At 71.1% G+C, this 17,322-nt stretch carries 14 protein-coding genes; 6 read left to right on the forward strand and 8 right to left on the reverse strand.

Annotated elements, in window-relative coordinates:
• Nucleotides 1-84: 84 nt before the first annotated feature.
• Nucleotides 85-2,523, forward strand: a complete 2,439-nt coding sequence (locus ACFXOA_RS15145; protein WP_385027257.1) for an ABC transporter — start codon at nucleotides 85-87, stop codon at nucleotides 2,521-2,523.
• 114 nt (nucleotides 2,524-2,637) lie between these two features.
• Here the strand turns inward: ACFXOA_RS15145 and ACFXOA_RS15150 are convergent, their stop codons facing one another.
• The 3 genes from ACFXOA_RS15150 to ACFXOA_RS15160 are packed head-to-tail and all read right to left on the reverse strand — an operon-like array spanning nucleotide 2,638 to nucleotide 6,039.
• The gene (locus ACFXOA_RS15150; RefSeq protein WP_385027260.1) at nucleotides 2,638-3,384 is read right to left on the reverse strand and encodes a succinate dehydrogenase/fumarate reductase iron-sulfur subunit; all 747 of its coding nucleotides are present in this window, start codon (nucleotides 3,382-3,384) and stop codon (nucleotides 2,638-2,640) included.
• Nucleotides 3,381-5,330, reverse strand: a complete 1,950-nt coding sequence (locus ACFXOA_RS15155) for a fumarate reductase/succinate dehydrogenase flavoprotein subunit (protein ID WP_385027263.1) — start codon at nucleotides 5,328-5,330, stop codon at nucleotides 3,381-3,383. Before ACFXOA_RS15155 ends, ACFXOA_RS15150 begins: the two co-directional genes overlap by 4 nt.
• A 1-nt stretch (nucleotide 5,331) precedes the next feature.
• Nucleotides 5,332-6,039 (reverse strand): succinate dehydrogenase, encoded by a 708-nt coding sequence (locus tag ACFXOA_RS15160; RefSeq protein WP_385027266.1) that lies wholly within the window; start codon nucleotides 6,037-6,039, stop codon nucleotides 5,332-5,334.
• 96 nt (nucleotides 6,040-6,135) lie between these two features.
• Between ACFXOA_RS15160 and ACFXOA_RS15165 the strand changes: the two genes are divergently transcribed.
• Nucleotides 6,136-7,068, forward strand: coding sequence for a LysR family transcriptional regulator (locus ACFXOA_RS15165; protein WP_385027269.1), 933 nt, complete (start codon nucleotides 6,136-6,138; stop codon nucleotides 7,066-7,068).
• 10 nt (nucleotides 7,069-7,078) lie between these two features.
• Here ACFXOA_RS15165 and ACFXOA_RS15170 read toward each other — a convergent pair whose 3' ends face one another.
• Nucleotides 7,079-9,253 carry a putative bifunctional diguanylate cyclase/phosphodiesterase gene (locus ACFXOA_RS15170; RefSeq protein WP_385027272.1) on the reverse strand — a complete coding sequence of 725 codons (2,175 nt, stop codon included), beginning with the start codon at nucleotides 9,251-9,253 and terminating at the stop codon, nucleotides 7,079-7,081.
• A complete protein-coding gene (locus tag ACFXOA_RS15175; protein WP_385027275.1) occupies nucleotides 9,250-10,068 on the reverse strand; it encodes an SAM-dependent methyltransferase in 819 nt (272 codons plus the stop codon). Before ACFXOA_RS15175 ends, ACFXOA_RS15170 begins: the two co-directional genes overlap by 4 nt.
• A 1,142-nt stretch (nucleotides 10,069-11,210) precedes the next feature.
• Here ACFXOA_RS15175 and ACFXOA_RS15180 point away from each other — a divergent pair.
• Entirely contained in the window at nucleotides 11,211-11,978 is a 768-nt protein-coding gene (locus tag ACFXOA_RS15180; protein WP_385027278.1) for a hypothetical protein, read from the forward strand.
• A 222-nt stretch (nucleotides 11,979-12,200) separates the two neighbouring features.
• Nucleotides 12,201-12,737, forward strand: a complete 537-nt coding sequence (locus ACFXOA_RS15185; RefSeq protein WP_385027280.1) for a hypothetical protein — start codon at nucleotides 12,201-12,203, stop codon at nucleotides 12,735-12,737.
• A gap of 97 nt (nucleotides 12,738-12,834) precedes the next feature.
• On the opposite strand, the gene ACFXOA_RS15190 is transcribed toward ACFXOA_RS15185, so the two are convergent.
• Nucleotides 12,835-13,494, reverse strand: a complete 660-nt coding sequence (locus tag ACFXOA_RS15190) for a hypothetical protein (protein ID WP_385027508.1) — start codon at nucleotides 13,492-13,494, stop codon at nucleotides 12,835-12,837.
• Between the two features lie 343 nt (nucleotides 13,495-13,837).
• On the opposite strand from ACFXOA_RS15190, the gene ACFXOA_RS15195 reads away from it, so the two are divergent.
• Nucleotides 13,838-14,500: a class F sortase gene (locus ACFXOA_RS15195; protein WP_385027283.1), complete on the forward strand. Its 663-nt coding sequence runs from the start codon at nucleotides 13,838-13,840 to the stop codon at nucleotides 14,498-14,500.
• A 17-nt stretch (nucleotides 14,501-14,517) separates the two neighbouring features.
• On the opposite strand, the gene ACFXOA_RS15200 is transcribed toward ACFXOA_RS15195, so the two are convergent.
• Entirely contained in the window at nucleotides 14,518-15,363 is an 846-nt protein-coding gene (locus ACFXOA_RS15200; protein ID WP_385027286.1) for a polysaccharide deacetylase family protein, read from the reverse strand.
• Between the two features lie 150 nt (nucleotides 15,364-15,513).
• On the opposite strand from ACFXOA_RS15200, the gene ACFXOA_RS15205 reads away from it, so the two are divergent.
• On the forward strand, nucleotides 15,514-15,975 hold the full coding sequence (locus ACFXOA_RS15205; RefSeq protein WP_385027288.1) for a universal stress protein: 462 nt from the start codon (nucleotides 15,514-15,516) through the stop codon (nucleotides 15,973-15,975).
• Between the two features lie 39 nt (nucleotides 15,976-16,014).
• Here the strand turns inward: ACFXOA_RS15205 and ACFXOA_RS15210 are convergent, their stop codons facing one another.
• Complete coding sequence (locus tag ACFXOA_RS15210) at nucleotides 16,015-17,223, reverse strand: CapA family protein (protein ID WP_385027291.1); 1,209 nt, start codon at nucleotides 17,221-17,223, stop codon at nucleotides 16,015-16,017.
• Nucleotides 17,224-17,322 lie beyond the last annotated feature (99 nt).

Genomic DNA, 17,322 nt, shown 5'->3' on the forward strand with positions numbered 1-17,322 from the left:
ACCCGCGCTGCCGGTGCTCCTCGCCCGTCCTGGGAGGATCACCGGCAGCTGCCTGTCCGCCCTGCGATCCACCGGAGCCGTACCGTGTCCACCCCCCATGATCCGTACGTCAGGGTGCGCGGCGCGCGCGAGCACAACCTGCGCGGCGCCGACGTCGACATCCCGCGCGACACGCTCACGGTCTTCACCGGCGTCTCCGGTTCGGGGAAGTCCTCACTGGCCTTCGGGACGATCTACGCGGAGGCCCAGCGGCGTTACTTCGAGTCGGTCGCCCCCTACGCCCGGCGGCTGATCCATCAGGTCGGCGCACCGGACGTCGGCGAGATCACCGGCCTCCCACCCGCGGTCTCGCTGGAACAACGGCGGTCCGCACCCGGTTCACGCTCGTCCGTGGGCACCGTGACCACGCTCTCCAACTCCCTGAGGATGCTCTTCTCCCGCGCCGGCGCCTACCCTCCGGGCGCCGAGCGGCTCGACTCCGACGCGTTCTCGCCGAACACGGCGGCCGGAGCCTGTCCCGAGTGCCACGGCCTGGGTCTGATCCATCGCACCACCGAGGAACTGCTCGTGCCCGACCCTTCGTTGTCGATCCGGGACGGCGCGATCGCGGCGTGGCCGGGGGCCTGGCAGGGAAAGAACCTGCGCGACGTCCTGGACGCCCTGGGGTACGACATCGAGCGGCCCTGGCGGAAGCTGCCTCCCCGGGAGCGGGAGTGGATCCTCTTCACCGACGAGCAGCCGGTGGTGACGGTCCATCCGGTACGCGACGCGGGGCGGATCCAACGCCCTTACCAGGGTACGTACATGAGCGCGCACCGCTATGTGATGCACACCTTCGCGGATTCCCGGAGCCGGGCACTCAGGGCCAGGGCCGAGCGGTTCCTGACCAGCGCGCCGTGCCCGTTGTGCGACGGCAGCCGGTTGCGGGCGGAGGCCTTGGCGGTCACCTTCGCGGGCCGTACGATCGCCGACCTCGTCTCCCTCCCCCTGACCGCCCTCACCGAGGTGCTGCTGGCGGCCGGCGGGGCGAGCGGCACCGCCCGGGTGCTCACGGCCGACCTCCTGGCCAGGATCGAGCCGGTGACCGAGCTGGGCCTGGGCTATCTCAGCCTCGACCGGACCGCGCCGACCCTGTCCTCCGGCGAGCTGCAGCGCCTGCGGCTCGCCACGCAGCTGCGGTCCGGTCTGTTCGGCGTCGTCTACGTCCTGGACGAGCCGTCGGCGGGGCTCCACCCGGCGGACACCGAATCCCTGCTCGGGGTGCTCGGCGGCCTCAAGGAGGCGGGCAACACGGTGTTCGTGGTGGAGCACCAGATGGATGTGGTGCGCCGGGCGGACTGGCTGGTGGACGTGGGTCCGCTGGCGGGCGAGCACGGGGGCCGGGTGCTGTACAGCGGCCCTCCCGCGGATCTCTCCGGGGTGGCCGCGTCGGCGACCCGACGTTTCCTCTTCGACGAGGATCCTCCGCCGGTGCGCCGGCCGCGTGCGGCATCGGGCTGGATCACGCTGCGGGGAGTGGATCTGCACAACGTGCGGGACGTCGACGCCGCCTTCCCTCTCGGCGTACTGACGGCCGTCACCGGGGTCTCGGGGTCGGGGAAGTCGACCCTGGTCGGCCAGGTCCTGGCGGGCGTGCTCGCCGACCGGCGGACGGCGGAGGCGGGCGAGACTCCCGCCGCACCGCGGGCGCGCGGCTGCGCGTCGGCCGGGGGTCTGGAGGCGGTGGACCGGCTGGTGCAGGTCGACCAGAAGCCGATCGGGCGTACGCCCCGCTCCAACCTGGCCACGTACACAGGGCTGTTCGACGTCGTGCGGAAGCTCTTCGCCCGGACGGAGACGGCACGTGCCCGCGGGTACCGGGCCGGCAGGTTCTCGTTCAACGTCGCCGGTGGCCGGTGCGAGACCTGTCAGGGCGAGGGGTTCGTCTCGGTCGAGCTCCTCTTCCTGCCGAGCACGTACGCGCCCTGCCCGGACTGCCGTGGTGCCCGGTACAACCCGCGGACCCTGGAGGTCACGCTCCGCGGGCTCACGATCGCGGAGGTCCTGGACCTGACGGTGGAGGCGGCGTCGGGGTTCTTCTCCGGCACCCCGGCAGCGGAGCGCAGCCTCGGCGCCCTGCTCGACGTCGGGCTGGGCTACCTGCGCCTGGGACAGCCGGCGACGGAGCTGTCGGGTGGTGAGGCGCAGCGGATCAAGCTGGCCACCGAGCTGCAGCGCGCCGGACGGGGACACACCCTGTATCTGCTGGACGAGCCGACGACGGGACTGCATCCGGCCGACGTGGAGGTGCTGATGCGGCAGTTGCACAAGCTGGTGGACGCCGGCGGCAGCGTGGTGGTCGTGGAGCACGACATGTCGGTGGTCGCCGGGGCCGACTGGGTGATCGACCTGGGCCCGGGAGGCGGCGACGAGGGCGGCCGGATCGTGGGCGCGGGCACGCCCGCCGAGCTCGCCCGCGCGGAGGGCGGCGTGACGGCCCCGTACCTGCGCGCCGCCCTCGGTGACCGCACGACGGCTGGCTGAGCCCACCGCCCCGGGTCTCCGGCCGGGACCACCACGACCGGTCCGTCGTGTCCGCCGTGGTTCCCGCCGGTCCCGGAAACCGGCGGGTCCACGGCGTACGGCGACCAGGCCGGGTCAGCGGCGCACCTTGCGGGTGGCCCGCAGCCACTCCTTGTTCATCGCGGTGATGGACGGCAGCGGGATGCCCTTGGGACACGCCGTGGCGCACTCACCGGTGAGGGTGCAGCCACCGAAGCCCTCGTCGTCCATGGTGGCGACCATGTCGAGGACCCGGGTCTCCCGCTCGGGGGCGCCCTGCGGCAGCACATTGAGGTGGTTGACCTTGGCGGAGGTGAACAGCATCGCCGAGCCGTTGGGACAGGCGGCGACGCACGCACCGCAGCCGATGCACTCGGCGTGCTCGAACGCCGAGTCGGCGTCCGGCTTGGGCACCGGAGTGGCGTGCGCGTCGGGGGCCGTCCCGGTGGGGGCCGAGATGTAGCCGCCGGACTGGATGATGCGGTCGAAGGAGGAGCGGTCGACGACGAGGTCCTTGACGACCGGGAAGGCCGAGGCCCGCCACGGTTCGATGTCGATGGTGTCGCCGTCGCTGAAGGACCGCATGTGCAGCTGGCAGGTGGTGGTGCGTTCGGGGCCGTGGGCGTCGCCGTTGATGACGAGGCTGCACGCGCCGCAGATGCCCTCGCGGCAGTCGTGGTCGAAGGCGACGGGCTCGTCCCCGGTGAGGATGAGCTCCTCGTTGAGGGTGTCGAGCATCTCCAGGAACGACATGTCCCGGGAGATCCCGTCGATCTCGTAGGTGGCCATGGCGCCGGGCGCCTCGGCGTTCTTCTGGCGCCAGACGCGCAGGGTGAGCTTCATGCGTAGCTCCGCTGAGTGGGGTGGACGTACTCGAAGACGAGGTCTTCCTTGTGCAGGACGGGGGCGTCGCCGGTCCCGCCGAACTCCCAGGCGGCGGCGTAGGAGAACTCCTCGTCCCGCCGGGCGGCCTCGCCGTCCGGGGTCTGCGACTCCTCGCGGAAGTGCCCGCCGCAGGATTCCGCGCGGTGCAGGGCGTCGAGGCACATGAGCTCGGCGAGCTCGAGATAGTCGATCACCCGGTTGGCCTTCTCCAGCGACTGGTTGAACTCCTCGCCCGTGCCAGGGACCTTGACGCGGCGCCAGAACTCCTCACGGATGCGCGGGATGCGGTCGAGAGCCTTGCGCAGGCCCTCCTCGGTGCGGGCCATCCCGCAGTGCTCCCACATGAGTTCACCGATCTCGCGGTGGAAGGAGTCCGGAGTGCGGTCCCCGTCGACGGAGAGGAGGAGGTTGAGCCGGTCCTCGGTCTCGGCGACGGCCTCGGCCACCGCCGGGTGGTCCGCGTCGACCGCCTCGCTGTGCGGGTTGCGGGCGAGGTAGTCGTTGATGGTCGACGGCAGGACGAAGTAACCGTCGGCGAGCCCCTGCATCAGCGCGGAGGCACCGAGCCGGTTGGCGCCGTGGTCGGAGAAGTTGGCCTCACCGATGGCGAAGAGGCCGGGGATCGTGGTCTGGAGGTCGTAGTCGACCCAGAGGCCGCCCATGGTGTAGTGCACCGCGGGGTAGATCCGCATGGGGGTCTCGTACGGGTTCTCCGCGGTGATCCGGGCGTACATGTCGAAGAGGTTGCCGTACTTCTCCTCCACCTTTCCGCGGCCCATGCGCTCGATGGCCTCGGCGAAGTCGAGGTAGACGCCCTGGCCGCCGGGGCCGACGCCCCGGCCCTCGTCGCAGACGTTCTTCGCGGCCCGGGAGGCGATGTCGCGGGGGACGAGGTTGCCGAAGGCCGGATAGATCCGCTCGAGGTAGTAGTCCCTCTCGTCCTCGGGGATCCGGTCGGCGGGACGGTCGTCGCCCTTGGCCTTCGGGACCCAGATCCGCCCGTCGTTGCGCAGCGACTCGCTCATCAGCGTCAGCTTCGACTGGTGGTCGCCGGTGCGCGGGATGCAGGTGGGGTGGATCTGGGTGAAGCAGGGGTTGGCGAACCAGGCACCGCGGCGGTGGGCCCGCCAGATCGCGGTGGCGTTGGAGTTCATGGCGTTGGTCGACAGGTAGAAGACGTTGCCGTAGCCGCCGCTGGCCAGGACGACCGCGTCGGCGAAGTAGGTGTCGATCCTTCCCGTGACGAGGTCGCGGGCCACGATGCCACGGGCCTTGCCGTCGACGACGATCAGGTCCAGCATCTCCGTGCGGGAGTGGAGCTCCACGTTGCCCGCCGCGATCTGGCGGGAGAGCGCCTGGTAGGCGCCGAGCAGGAGCTGCTGGCCCGTCTGGCCGCGGGCGTAGAAGGTGCGGGAGACCTGGACACCGCCGAAGGAGCGGTTGTCCAGCAGTCCTCCGTACTCGCGGGCGAAGGGCACGCCCTGGGCGACGCACTGGTCGATGATCTCGACGGAGATCTGGGCCAGTCGGTGGACGTTGGACTCGCGGGCCCGGAAGTCGCCGCCCTTCACCGTGTCGTAGAAGAGCCGGTGGACCGAGTCCCCGTCGTTGCGGTAGTTCTTCGCCGCGTTGATGCCGCCCTGTGCGGCGACGGAGTGGGCGCGCCTCGGGGAGTCCTGGAAGCAGAACTGGACCACGTGGTAGCCCTGTTCGGCCAGGGTGGCGCCGGCCGAGCCGCCGGCGAGACCGGTGCCGACGACGATGACGGTGTGCTTGCGGCGGTTGGCCGGGTTGACGAGCTTCGCCTGGAAGCGGCGGGTGTCCCAGCGGTCGGCGACCGGGCCTTCGGGGGCCTTGGTGTCGGCCAGCGGGGCACCGGTGCGGTAGTTCGTGTAGTCGGTCATGTCAGCTCACCACTCCGGTCATCACGGCGACGGGTACGGAGACGAAGCCCGCCGTCAGTACCACTGCGAGGACGCCGGCGAGCGTCTTCAGGACGCGCTCCCGGGTCGCGCTGCCCGCTCCGAGGGTCTGCGCCGCACTCCAGAACCCGTGCCGGACGTGCAGTCCCAGGGCGAGCACGGCGGCGATGTAGATCACGTTGCCGTACCAGGTCGAGAAGGTGTCGAGCACGTTCTGGTACGGATGCCCGGACTGGAATCCGCCCGGATGCACGGTGCCGGTGGTGAGGTCCAGGATGTGCCAGACGATGAACAGCCCGAGGATGACGCCGCCGTAGCGCATGGTCCGTGTGGCGTAGCTGGAGCGGGCCTTCTTGTGGACGTATGCCGTCGGGCGGGCCCTGAGGTCGCGGCGGCTCAGCTGGTACGCGCACACGGCGTGCAGGACGACGGCCGCGACGAGCACCAGACGGATGATCCACAGCGCCCACTCGTAGTGCAGGAAGGGCTCGCCGATGGTCCGGAGCCAGTGCGCGTAGTGGTTGAACTCGTCCGGTCCGAAGAAGATCTTCAGGTTGCCCAGCATGTGGACCACCAGATACCCGAGCATGATCAGGCCGCTGACGGCCATGATCACCTTTTTGCCGACGGACGAGCCCCAGAGCGTACGCGTCATGGACGGCCGTCGGTCCGTCCGCGTTGCCAATGCCATGGACACGACGCTAGAGCCGAGGGCGACCATCAGTCCAAGACATGGAACTGTTCATCTCCATAGGAGATGCCTATCATCGCCGCTAGGATCGGCTTCATGCACTTCCAGCAGCTCGCCTATTTCGTCGCCGTGGCGGAGGCCAGGCACTTCACCCGGGCCGCCGAGGAGGTGCACGTCTCGCAGCCGTCCCTCTCCCAGCAGATCAAGGCCCTGGAGCACGAGCTGGGCGCCGAGCTGTTCAGCCGGGCGCGCGGGAACATCACCCTGACCGACGCGGGCGAGGCGCTGCTGCCGCTCGCCCGCAGGATCCTCGCGGACGCCGACACCGCCCGGCACGAGGTGCAGGAACTGGTGCAGCTGCGCAGGGGCCGGATCAGGCTCGGAGCGACTCCGAGTGTCTGCACGGGCCTGCTGCCGGACGTGCTGAAGGCCTTCCACGGGGCGCATCCCGGGATCCGGCTGCTGATCGAGGAGGGCGGTTCGCACGACTTGGTGCGGCAGCTGGCCCGGGGCGCCCTCGACCTGGCGCTGCTCGTCCTGCCGCTGCCCGCCGGCTCACCGGCCCTGACCACCGTGGAGCTGCTGCACGAGGACCTCGTCGTCGTGTCCGCGGCCTCCCGTCCCGCGCCCGGGCGGAGGGGGAGCGTGCGGGTGGCGGATCTCGAGACCGAGCCGCTGGTGATGTTCCGGCACGGATACGACCTCCGCGAGCTCACCGTCGCGGCCTGCCGCGCGGAGGGCTTCGAACCGTCGTTCACCGTGGAGGGCGGTGAGATGGACGCCGTCCTGGGCTTCGTACGCGCCGGTCTGGGGATCGCCGTGGTGCCCCGGATGGTCGCCGTACGGGCGGGCCAGGACCTGCGGACGTCCCGGCTCGCCGCCCCGGGACTCAAGCGGACCATCGCACTCGCGCACCGCAGCGATGTGGAACCCCCGCGTGCAGCCCGCGAGTTGCAGCGGATGCTCCTGGGAGCGGGGCCGCTCGCGGCGTCCCCGGCCGCCGGCGGGCAAGGCCCCTCCGGCGGCTGAGGACGTCCCGTCAGACGGCGTCGGCCAGCAGCAGGGAGTGGATCATGTCCGGGGCGCCCGGCCGTGCGTAGTACCAGCCCTGGGCCGTGTCACAGCCCAGGGCACGCAGCTGCTCGGCCTGGGCCCCGGTCTCCACACCTTCCACCGTGACCGCGAGATCGAGGCTGTGGGCGAGCGAGACGATGCCCTCGACGATCTTCAGATCGACCGGATCGGCCGGGTGGTGCTGCATGCCCTGGGTGAAGGAACGGTCCAGCTTGAGCACGCTCACCGGCAGCCGCCGCAGATTGGCCAGGTTCGAGTAGCCGGTCCCGAAGTCGTCCAGGGCGATGTCGACGCCCATCTCCGCCAGCTGCCTGAGCGGCTTGAGCAGATCGTCGTCGGCGCCGATGAGCGCGGACTCCGTCACCTCGAGGCAGAGCGCTCCGGGTTCGAGACCCGAGCGCTCCAGTACGTCGACCGTCTCGGCGACCAGGCTCGGGTGATGCAGCTGGGTGGGCGACAGGTTGACGTTGATCCGCAGCGGGCCGCCGTCGGTGTGCCGCTCCTGCCAGAAGTTCGCCTGACGGACGGACTCCTCCAGCACCCACCGGCCGAGGGGCACGATGAGTCCGGTGTGCTCGGCGAGCGGGATGAACCGGTCCGGGCCCAGGACTCCGTGCTGCGGATGGCACCAGCGCACCAGTGCCTCGGCCCCGTGGACGCTCCCGTCACCGAGGTGCACGAGGGGCTGGTACTCGATGAAGAACTCCCCCCGGTCCAGCGCGGCGGGCAGAGCCGTGGTCAGCCCATGGCGGGTGATGGCACGTGCGTCGGCCTCGGCGTCGGCGAGGGCGAAGCGGTTCCCGCCGGCGGCCTTGGCCCGGTACATCGTGATGTCGGCGCTGCGCAGCACCTCGGCCGCCGTGCGTTCGCCCGACGGCCCCTCCACGACACCGATGGATCCGCGCACCGTCAGCTCCCGCCCGTCGAGACGGACGGGCGTGGCCAGGGCGGAGAGGATGCGGCCTGCCAGCTCGTGCACCTCGTCCTGGGTGTGCGGCCCGGTCGTGAGGGCGACGAACTCGTCGCCGCCGAGCCGCGCGACCATCTCGCCCGGCGCCGTCGCACAGCCCTGCAGCCGGTCGGAGACCTCGACGAGGAGCCGGTCCCCCGCAGCGTGGCCCAGACTGTCGTTGATGGCCTTGAATCCGTCGAGGTCGAGGTAGCAGAGCCCGAAGCGCATGCCCTCCCTGGGGGCCAGGGCCTTCTCCAGCCGCTCGAAGAACAGCGTCCGGTTGGGCAGGCCCGTCAGCGCGTCGTGGGTGGCCTCGTAACGCAGCCGGAGGTTGAGCAGCCGGCGCTCGGTGGTGTCCTCCATGAGGGCCAGCTGGTACTCGGGCCGCCCCTCGGCGTCGCGCAGCAGCGACACGGTGAGATTGGTCCACAGGACCGTGCCGTCGTTGCGGTAGTACGGCTTCTCCACGCTGTAGTGCTCGCGTTCCCCGCGGACGAGTTCGTCGTAGTACTTCCACACGTACGGCGAGTCCTCGGGGTGCACCCACTCGTTCACCTTGTGGCTGCGGACGTGGTTCTCCAGACCACCGAACATCCGGGTGAGGGTGTCGTTGATCTCCAGGATGTTGCCGTCGAGGTCGGCGATCCCGATCCCGATCGCGGCGTCCTTGAACACGGCCCGGAAGCGCGCCTCGGTGGCGTGCAGCGCCTGCTCCGCGTGCGTACGGGCGGTGAGCGCCGAGCGGGCGATCGCCTCCTGTTCCATGAGGGTGCGTTCGCGCAGCGCCTGGCTGAACCCTCCGGCGAGGGCGTGCTGGATCCGCGCGCACCTCGCCCGGCTGTCCTCGGTCGACAGCTCCACGGGGCCGTTCCCCCCGCAGTACAGGACGAGGTAGGAGTCGACGACGCCGAGCGTGGAGCTCAGGGCGTCCGGGTCCGTGCAGTGGGCGTCGACCAGTGCGGCTCCGACCCGTTGCGCGGGGCCGGCGTCGAAAACCCGCTCATGAAGCATCGTGCTGAGCTCCCGGGCGAGCGGCAGCAGGTGTTCCTCGAACTCCGGGCGGGTCATGGAGGTGGCTGTCGACGGAAAGATCGCCCGGCTCCAGATGGTGGCGAATCTCCGGAGCCGGCCCTCCGGGCCGTCGGGTTCCGCGTCCGGCGAGCCGGACGGCTGGACGGGAATGCTCACGCCTTGCGTCCAACCCCGGCAAAGCCCGAGTAGGCGAACGGGTCCTCCTGCGCGAGCGCCTCGGGTGACTCAGGGCGCCACTGGGGCATGGCGACGAGGCCGGGCTCGACGAGCTCGAATCCCTCGAAGAACCGGCCGATCTCGGCGCGTGAACGCATGATCAGGGGGTTGCGGATGTCCCGGTAGACACCGACCGCACCGCCCGCGTCCTCCTGGCTGAGCGGGATCCCCTCGTACGCGGCGTGGGTGAGGATCAGCAGGCTGCCCGGAGCGAGCGCGTCACGGAGTTCGGCGACCGCGGCGTACGGCTCGTCGGCGTCCTCCACGAAGTGCAGGACCGCCACCAGCAGCAGCGCGACCGGCTCGTCCAGATCGAGGAGACCGTTGACCTCTGGGTGCTCCAGGATCTCCCGGGGCTTGCGCAGGTCCGCGGCCGCGATCACCGTCCGGTCGTTGCCCTCGAGCACCGCCTGGCTGTGTGCGACCGCGACCGAGTCGTGGTCGACGTAGGCGATGCGGGCCTCCGGATCGGCGGCCTGGGCGACCTCGTGGACATTGCCGAAGGTCGGTATCCCGGAGCCTATGTCCAGGAACTGCTTCACACCCGAATCCGTGGCGTACCGGACGGCCCGCCGCATGAAGGCGCGATTCGCCTGCATGGCCTTGGGCAGGCCAGGCATGAACTCCATGGCCTTGCGCGCCGCTTCCCTGTCCACCTCGAAATTGTGCGAACCGCCCAGATAGAAGTCGTACATGCGAGACACGCTCGGCACCGAGATGTCAATCCCCTGCGGTGCCCAGGCGGGACGCTCCATCGATGTCTCCAACAAGTCGCCACGGCGGTCCGGCCATGTTCATGGTCAGTGTGGACCAGAGGCTACTGATCGGCCGCCAAGAGAGCGAGTGGAAACGGAAATTAGAGATCCGTTATTGGTCACACAGCGGAGGCGCGACCGCCCGGCCCGTCGCTGAACGTATGTATGCGGCGACGGAACGGAATCATGTGGCCCGGGATCCCCGCCCGTTGGCCCCGCTCTGCCTTCTCCCCCGAAAGGCCGGAACCGAGCGCCGACGAACTTCCGGCGGATACCGCCCGGAGGGCCGAAAGCACGAATCCCCTCACCATGACTCCGACGCCCTTCCGCCGCACCGGGGCGACCACCACCTCTTCTCCGGACACTCCCCCGTGCGGGCCGACTTCACCGGTCGCACCGAGGACCTCCCGAAACGGTGAGCCGGCACGCGGGCGGCCGTCAGAACTCCGCGCGGTCACCGCCGCGACTCGAACTCGGAGGCCAGGCGGTGTCCTTGTCGAACTGGTGGAGGGTGAGGAGCGGAGCCTCTCACGGCTGTGCAAACACGAATGGCCGAAGATCCCCACCATCAGGCGAATCGGCTCGTCCGCCCGCGTGTGCGTGGACTGCGGGGAACATGCTCCCCGGCGTGTACGGATCACGCGTATGGCGGCTGACGGCCGCCACCCTCCTGCTGCTGCTCGCGGCCCCGCTGCCCGCGGCCGGCGACGACTGCGCTGTCGCGTCCATCGGGCGGGGGGACGGCGGGTCGTCCATCGCGGTGGCGGGCGAAGGACGGTGCGGGGCTGTCGTCGCCGAGCCCGAACCAGAACCCGCGCCTCCCCCACCTCCCCCACCTCCCCCACCGCCGCCTCCACCACCACCGCCTCCACCTCCCCCACCACCGCCGCCTCCCCCACCTCCACCGCCGGCGCCTGCGCCTGCGCCGCCGGAACCGGAACCCGCACCACCCCCGCCCAGCGTCCGTCCCACGCCACCGGCTCCGGAGCCGGTCGCCCTGCCCGCCTACCGGAAACCTCCCCGCAAGACCCCCCGGAACGGGCCGTCGGTCGTCACCCTGACCCTTCTGATCACCGCGCCCGCCGTGTTCGCCGTGGCCGTGCTGCGCCCGCGTTCCTCCCGCTGACCGAAGAAGGGAACCCATGTCGGAATGGCTTGTTCTCACCATTGCGATGGCGTCCGCCTGCGCCGTCGTCCTGACCACCGCGGTCATCAGCAACCGCCGCATCCCCGAGGACGACGACCCGTCCGAGACCCCCGACGTCATCGAGTACATGACGATGATGATCGGCGTGGTCTACGCGATCGTGCTGGGCCTGGCGATCGCGGGCGTCTGGGAGGGCCGTAGCGCCGCCCAGGAGTCGGTACGCCTGGAGGCCCAGGCGCTGCACGAGGTCAGCGCGCGGGCCTCGGTGTATCCGGCCGAGGTCCGTGACCGCATCCGGACCGATGTGGAGGCCTACGTCGCCCATGTCGTGGACGACGAATGGAGGTACATGACAGATCACGGCGCGCTCACCGAGAAGGGCACCGAGCTGCTGGACAAGGTGCGCTCCGACGTCACGGACTACGTGCCCCGGACGGATCACGAGGGGCAGGCCTACCAGCCCCTGGTGGACCAGGTCGCGGCCGTGGACGACGCCCGCGGGTCCCGGGGGCAGAACGCGGGCGCCACGATGCCCGGCGTCGTCTGGTTCGGCCTGATCACCGGCGCCCTGGTCACCGTCGGGATGATCTTCACGCTGCAGATCCGCAGAACCTTCCGCGAACTGCTCCTGGCGGGCCTCTTCAGCGTGCTGATCGCCTTCCTCCTGTTCTTGATCTGGGACTTCGACGCCCCCTTCGGCCGGGGCATCTCGGCCACCACGGCACCCTTCCTGGACCTGTTCCCCCAAGCGACGGGAGGTTAGGAGGCCGCTTCGGCGGTGGCCGCCCGCCCGGCCGCACCCCCTGGCCGGCCCTCCGGGCGGCCCGCCGCCGGTCCGCCGGCCGGGGGACAAGGCTGCCCCATTCGCCTGACCCCGATCGCGGGCGAAATCTGCCACTTCTACCGTTTCGGGCATCGAGGTGCATCTCCCCTGCCTCGCGGATACCGGTTCCGCGGCTGCGCCTCGGGACCCGGAGGATTCAACATGCGCGCGATACGTGTCGCACCCGTCGCCCTGCTGGGCGCCGCCGCCGTCATCCTGACGGCACCGGCCGCTTCGGCCGACTCCCTCAACGGCGGTACGTCCACCTCGTTCACCCCGACGATCACTCCGTCGACGGTGGCGCCGGGCGGCCAGGTCACCCTGGGCGCCATGGGGTGCACCACCGATGCGACCGCGTTCTCGGGCGTGTTCGACACGACGACCATCCCCAGCGGGCGGTCGGCGACCGCCACGGTCGACAGGGACGCGCGACGAGGCGCGGTGTACGAGGTGACCTTCCGCTGCGGCACCACCACCCGGTCGGCGAACCTGACCATCACGAGCGGTGCCACCAGTTCGCCCACGACCGCCCCGACGACGAGTTCCACCGCCTCGCCCAGCGGCGTGCTGGGTGGCCTCGGCGGCAGCGTCGACACCCTGGACCCGGCGGAGATCGCGGCCGGATCCGCGATGGTGGCTCTCGCCTCGGCCGGTGCCTTCTATTTCCTTCGCAAGCGGCGTCCAAGCCGTCAGCACTGAGCCTCGCGTCCCTTACGCACGCACGGCAGTCGCCCCGGGTCCTGAATCCAGGACTCGGGGCGACGGGCGTATCGGGCCGGGCAGGAGGGCGGACGCGTCAGATCGCCGCATTGTTCATCCGGCGACGGACCACGAAGACGGCGCCGCCGACGGCCGCCGCCGCGACGAGACCGCCACCGACCTGCATCTCGACGGAGCTGGGGCCCATGGAGCCGCCGAGGCCACCCTGGGCACCACGGGACGGGAGCACGGTGAAGCGGGCGGTCGCGACCGGGTCGCCACCGTTTCCACCCTGGCCGCCGTTGCCGCCGTTGCCGCCGTTGCCACCCTGGCCGCCGTTGCCGCCCTGGCCGCCCTGGCCGCCCTGGCCGCCCTGACCACGGTCGCCGCCGTCGCCGCCCTGACCCCGGTCACCACCGTTGCCGCCCTGACCCCGGTCCCCGCCGAAGTTGTTGTCGCTGTCGTTGCACCGCACGGACAGGCTGTACCGCCCGGGCGTCGCGTTGTCCCGGATACGAGCGGTGGCGTAACCCACCCGGCCCGGCGACAGGTTCACGGTCGGGAAGGCGTTCGACCAGACCCGCCCGCCGGACCGGCCGCAGCCCTCCGCGCTGATCTGCATGGTGGCGCCCTGGAAGACCGAGGACGGGTCGACGGTGACGTTGGTGGGGAAGTTGCTCGGGTTGCTGCCGGGGCCGCCTCCTGCGGCGGCCAGCGGTGCGGCGAGCCCGACTGCCGCGAATGCGGTCGCGGTCACCGCGAGAGCGCGTGAAGCACGCATCTTCGAACCTCCAGCGGGAAGCGCCCCGGAGTCTGCTCTCCGGGATCGTCGACGAGAACGCGTCCCATGACGAACCATCACCATTGGTTCCCGATGCCGCACTCCGGAACTGCTCCACGCGGCACCACGACACGCCGCGCACGCATCACACGACCTGACGGACACGCAGGTCACGGACCGTCAGAACTTTTATCCGCTCATTACTCCGTGGGGCGACGGACGTCGACCGCGCCGATTCCGCGCCACCCGTTCGCTCCTCCCTGATCGCCGCCGCACCGGCCCGCGCCTAGCGTGACGATGTCGCGACGAAGGGAGAACCATGGGCCGGGACCAGTGGGGCGCCGAGCGGAGCAGACGTACACCGTGGGGCGCCATCGCCCTGGTGATGCTCACCGGGCTCGCGCTCATGCGCAACGGTGTGGAGACTTCCCCGGGGCCTCCGCAGCCCGCCGCCGCGGCTTCCGTGGCCGGCCCGCGCGACTCGGCCGTGTCCGCTCCGGTCGACGGCGAGCCGGTGCAGCCGCTCGCCTACGCACCGGTCTCGCGCATCCAGATCCCGTCGATCGAGGTCGACGCCCCCGTCGTGGACGTGAACCTGGACCCGGCCGGATGGATCGAGGCTCCGCCGGCCCAGGACTCCAACCTCGCCGGCTGGTACCAGAACGGCATCGCCCCGGGCCAGCGAGGGACCTCGGTGATGGTCGGCCACGTCGACAACCTGGCCGGCCCGGCGGTCTTCTACGGCCTGGGCTCGCTCAGCAAGGGGCAGCAGATCGAGGTCTCGCGCTATGACGACCGGGTCGCGGTGTTCGAGATCTACGGTGTCGAGGTCTTCGCCAAGAACGACTTCCCCGGTGCCCGGGTGTACGGCGACACCGGATACGCCGAGCTCAGGGTCATCACCTGCGGAGGGGGCTACACCAAGGCCGAGGGCTACGACGGCAACGTGGTGGTCTTCGCCCGGCTGGTCGAGACCCGGTAGCCGGACGGGAGACACGCTCAGCTGCGGTACGGGACCGTCGGTCTGAATCCCCTTTCGAGTAGCACCGGCAGGTAGCGCCGCAGGGCTGCCACGCTCTGGGACCGGTCGCCGCCCGCGTCGTGGGACAGCACCACCACCCCGGGCGCGGCCCCCTTCTCGACCCGGCGGACGATGGCGGCGGTCCCGGGCTCCGTCCAGTCCAGCGTGTCGACGGTCCAGGCCATGGGTTCCATCCCCAGCGCGGCTCCGATCTCGAAGGAGTTGCGGTTCCACGCGCCGTAGGGCGCCCGGTACCACAGCGGTGGGGCTCCGAGCGTCTTCTCGATCACCTCGCTGGTGCTGCCCAGTTCGTCACGGATAGCGGCCCGGGAGAGCTTCGGGATCAGCGGGTGCGACCAGGAGTGATTGCCGACCACATGGCCGTCGTCCGCCATCTCCTTGAGGAGACCGGGGTTGTCGGCCGCCATCTCGCCGCAGACGAAGAACATCGCCCGCACGTCATGGGCGCGCAGCGTGTCAAGGATCAGGGGTGTGTACCGGGGGTCGGGGCCGTCGTCGAACGTCAGCACCATGGCATCGCGCCCCAGTTCGGGAAGCTCCTCGAACGGCCGGGTGCGGACGGGCGGTGGGGCGGGACGGAATCGGGGTGGAGTGTCCGCGGTCATGGGGCGGAGCCGGTAGGAGCCCGGGCCGGCCTGAACTCTCGCCGGAGCGCCGGCTGCCGGGACCGGGGGCTCGCCCCCCGGGCGGGCCGGCGTCCCGGCCGGATCCGCCGCGACCAGGTGGACGGCGCCGGCGGCTCCCAGGGCGAGGCCGAGTCGCAGCAGCGCACGGCGTTCGACCGAGATCTGATCATGTTTCATGACCAACTGCTCGCACGGAGTCGCCTCCCCCACGGCCGCCGACACCGGGGATGCGCCGTTTTGCACCCGATGGATGGAGTGTCCGGCGGAGATCCGTCGCTCGCCGGAGGCGCCCAGGGCCCTTGACCTGGGAGGAGATACCCTCGGGCCGTGACAGAGCAGCGGCACCATCGATTCGAGCGCGGCACCGACGGACCCAAGGTGATCGTCGCGGGCATCGACGGATCCGAGTCCTCGATGCGTGCCGCGGCCTATGCGGCCGGTCTGGCCCGGCGGCAGAACGCCTTGCTCGCCCTCGTCTACGTACAGCCGGTGATGGCCGCCGGTGCCGCCCTTGGAGCCCCGGTCACCGAGACGACCGGAGAGGTCGCCGAGGGGCTGGTGAACGAGATCAGGACGGCGACCGAGCGGCTCAAGGACATATGGAACGTGAGGTGGGAGTTCCACACGTTCCACGGCGATCCGTACAACGGGCTCGTCACGGCCGCCGACGAACTGAAGGCGGACGCGGTGGTGGTGGGCGCGTCGGAGTCCGCTGGACACCGCTTCGTCGGATCGGTGGCCGTCCGGCTCGTGAAGGCGGGGCGCTGGCCGGTCACCGTGGTCCCGTGACGACCGGCGGATTCAGGTCCCGCCCGCGGCGGGCGGATCTCAGCGTCCGGCCGTGAGGCCGTCCTGGCCCGCTCCCCGGCTCAGTACGGCACGGTGGATCCGGTCGCGGATCTCTCGCGTCCGCCCGGCCGCCGCCTCGCCACCGGCGGCGGTGTTCGCGTCCGGGCGTACGACGCGCCCCGCCTGCGCGTCGAACCACAGCGGGATGAACTCGGCCTTGCCGACGGCCCATCGCTCCCCCGGGCGTGCCGGTGCCTCGAAGGTGAACCGGCCCATCGTGCTCGCCCGGGCCCGCTCGTCCTGACCGGCGGCTCCGGCGACCTGGTCACCCAGGCCGTACACGACCCAGGTCCCGTTGACCTTCTCGTACGCCTGCGGGACGTGGGTGTGCGTGCCGAGGATCAGGTCGATGTCGGGGCGTTCGCCGGTTCGTGACGCGGTGAGTTCGCGGCCGAGGCCGGTCTGGGCGGCGTCGGGGGCGTCCTGCCATTCGCTGCCCCAGTGCAGGGAGACGACGACCACGTCGGCGCCCGCCTTCCGGGCCGCCCTGGCGTCCGCCACGATCCGGTCCCGGTCGATCACGTCGGCGGCCCAGCGCTGCCCTGCGGGCATCGGGCCTCCGGTGCCGTAGGTGTAGGCGAGGTGGGCGACCTTCGCCGCATTCGCCCCCTTGCCGGCCTTGAGCAGGCCGGGGCGGGACGCCTCCCCGGCGGACCGCGCGGATCCCGAGTGGGCGACGCCCGCGCGGTCCAGGGCGTCCAGGGTGCGCCGTACACCCTGGGCGCCGTCGTCGAGGGTGTGGTCGGAGGCGGTGGAGCAGGAGTCGTAGCCGGTGTCACGCAGGGCGGCCGCCAGCTCGGGCGGCGTGCGGTAGGACGGCGGTCCCGTGTACGGGCCGCCCTGTTGTCCGATCACCGTGTCCAGGTGGCAGATCGCCAGGTCGGCCTCGGAGACGGCAGGGGCGGCGCCCTCGAGCATCGGCCGGAAGTCGTAGCCGGCGCCCCCGCCGTCGAGGGCAGCCCTGTCGATCGCCGAGGTGTCGGGGAGGATGCCGCCCGACGCGAGCAGCGTGAAGGTCCGCGCGCCGCCCTCCGCCCCGGCGCCCGCCCCGTGCGCACCGCGCTCGGCGGGGAGGTGCCGGCCGGCGAATCCGGGGGTCGAGGTCTGCTGGCCCGCGCAGGCCGTCGCGGCGGTGGCCAGCAGGCCCGCGACCATGATCGCCGTGCCCTGTCGGATGCGCTTCGCCATCTGTACGACTCCCGGTTCGGATGATTTCGGCCATCCGACTACACCTATATTCGTATCGGCTAGTCAAGGACAAAGGACTCCAAGTACCTGAATCGGCCG

Origin of the sequence: Streptomyces sp. NPDC059166, assembly GCF_042755185.1 — a bacterium.
Classification (GTDB): Bacteria; Actinomycetota; Actinomycetes; order Streptomycetales; family Streptomycetaceae; genus Streptomyces.

Bases quoted from the DNA above. Each gene is read 5' to 3' on its own strand.
- ACFXOA_RS15200 (WP_385027286.1), bottom strand. From the start codon at position 15,363: ATGAAACATGATCAGATCTCGGTCGAACGCCGTGCGCTGCTGCGACTC.
- ACFXOA_RS15175 (WP_385027275.1), bottom strand. From the start codon at position 10,068: ATGGAGCGTCCCGCCTGGGCACCGCAGGGGATTGACATCTCGGTGCCG.
- ACFXOA_RS15195 (WP_385027283.1), top strand. From the start codon at position 13,838: ATGGGCCGGGACCAGTGGGGCGCCGAGCGGAGCAGACGTACACCGTGG.
- ACFXOA_RS15185 (WP_385027280.1), top strand. From the start codon at position 12,201: ATGCGCGCGATACGTGTCGCACCCGTCGCCCTGCTGGGCGCCGCCGCC.
- ACFXOA_RS15155 (WP_385027263.1), bottom strand. From the start codon at position 5,330: ATGACCGACTACACGAACTACCGCACCGGTGCCCCGCTGGCCGACACC.
- ACFXOA_RS15165 (WP_385027269.1), top strand. From the start codon at position 6,136: ATGCACTTCCAGCAGCTCGCCTATTTCGTCGCCGTGGCGGAGGCCAGG.
- ACFXOA_RS15150 (WP_385027260.1), bottom strand. From the start codon at position 3,384: ATGAAGCTCACCCTGCGCGTCTGGCGCCAGAAGAACGCCGAGGCGCCC.
- ACFXOA_RS15210 (WP_385027291.1), bottom strand. From the start codon at position 17,223: ATGGCGAAGCGCATCCGACAGGGCACGGCGATCATGGTCGCGGGCCTG.
- ACFXOA_RS15160 (WP_385027266.1), bottom strand. From the start codon at position 6,039: ATGGCATTGGCAACGCGGACGGACCGACGGCCGTCCATGACGCGTACG.
- ACFXOA_RS15180 (WP_385027278.1), top strand. From the start codon at position 11,211: ATGTCGGAATGGCTTGTTCTCACCATTGCGATGGCGTCCGCCTGCGCC.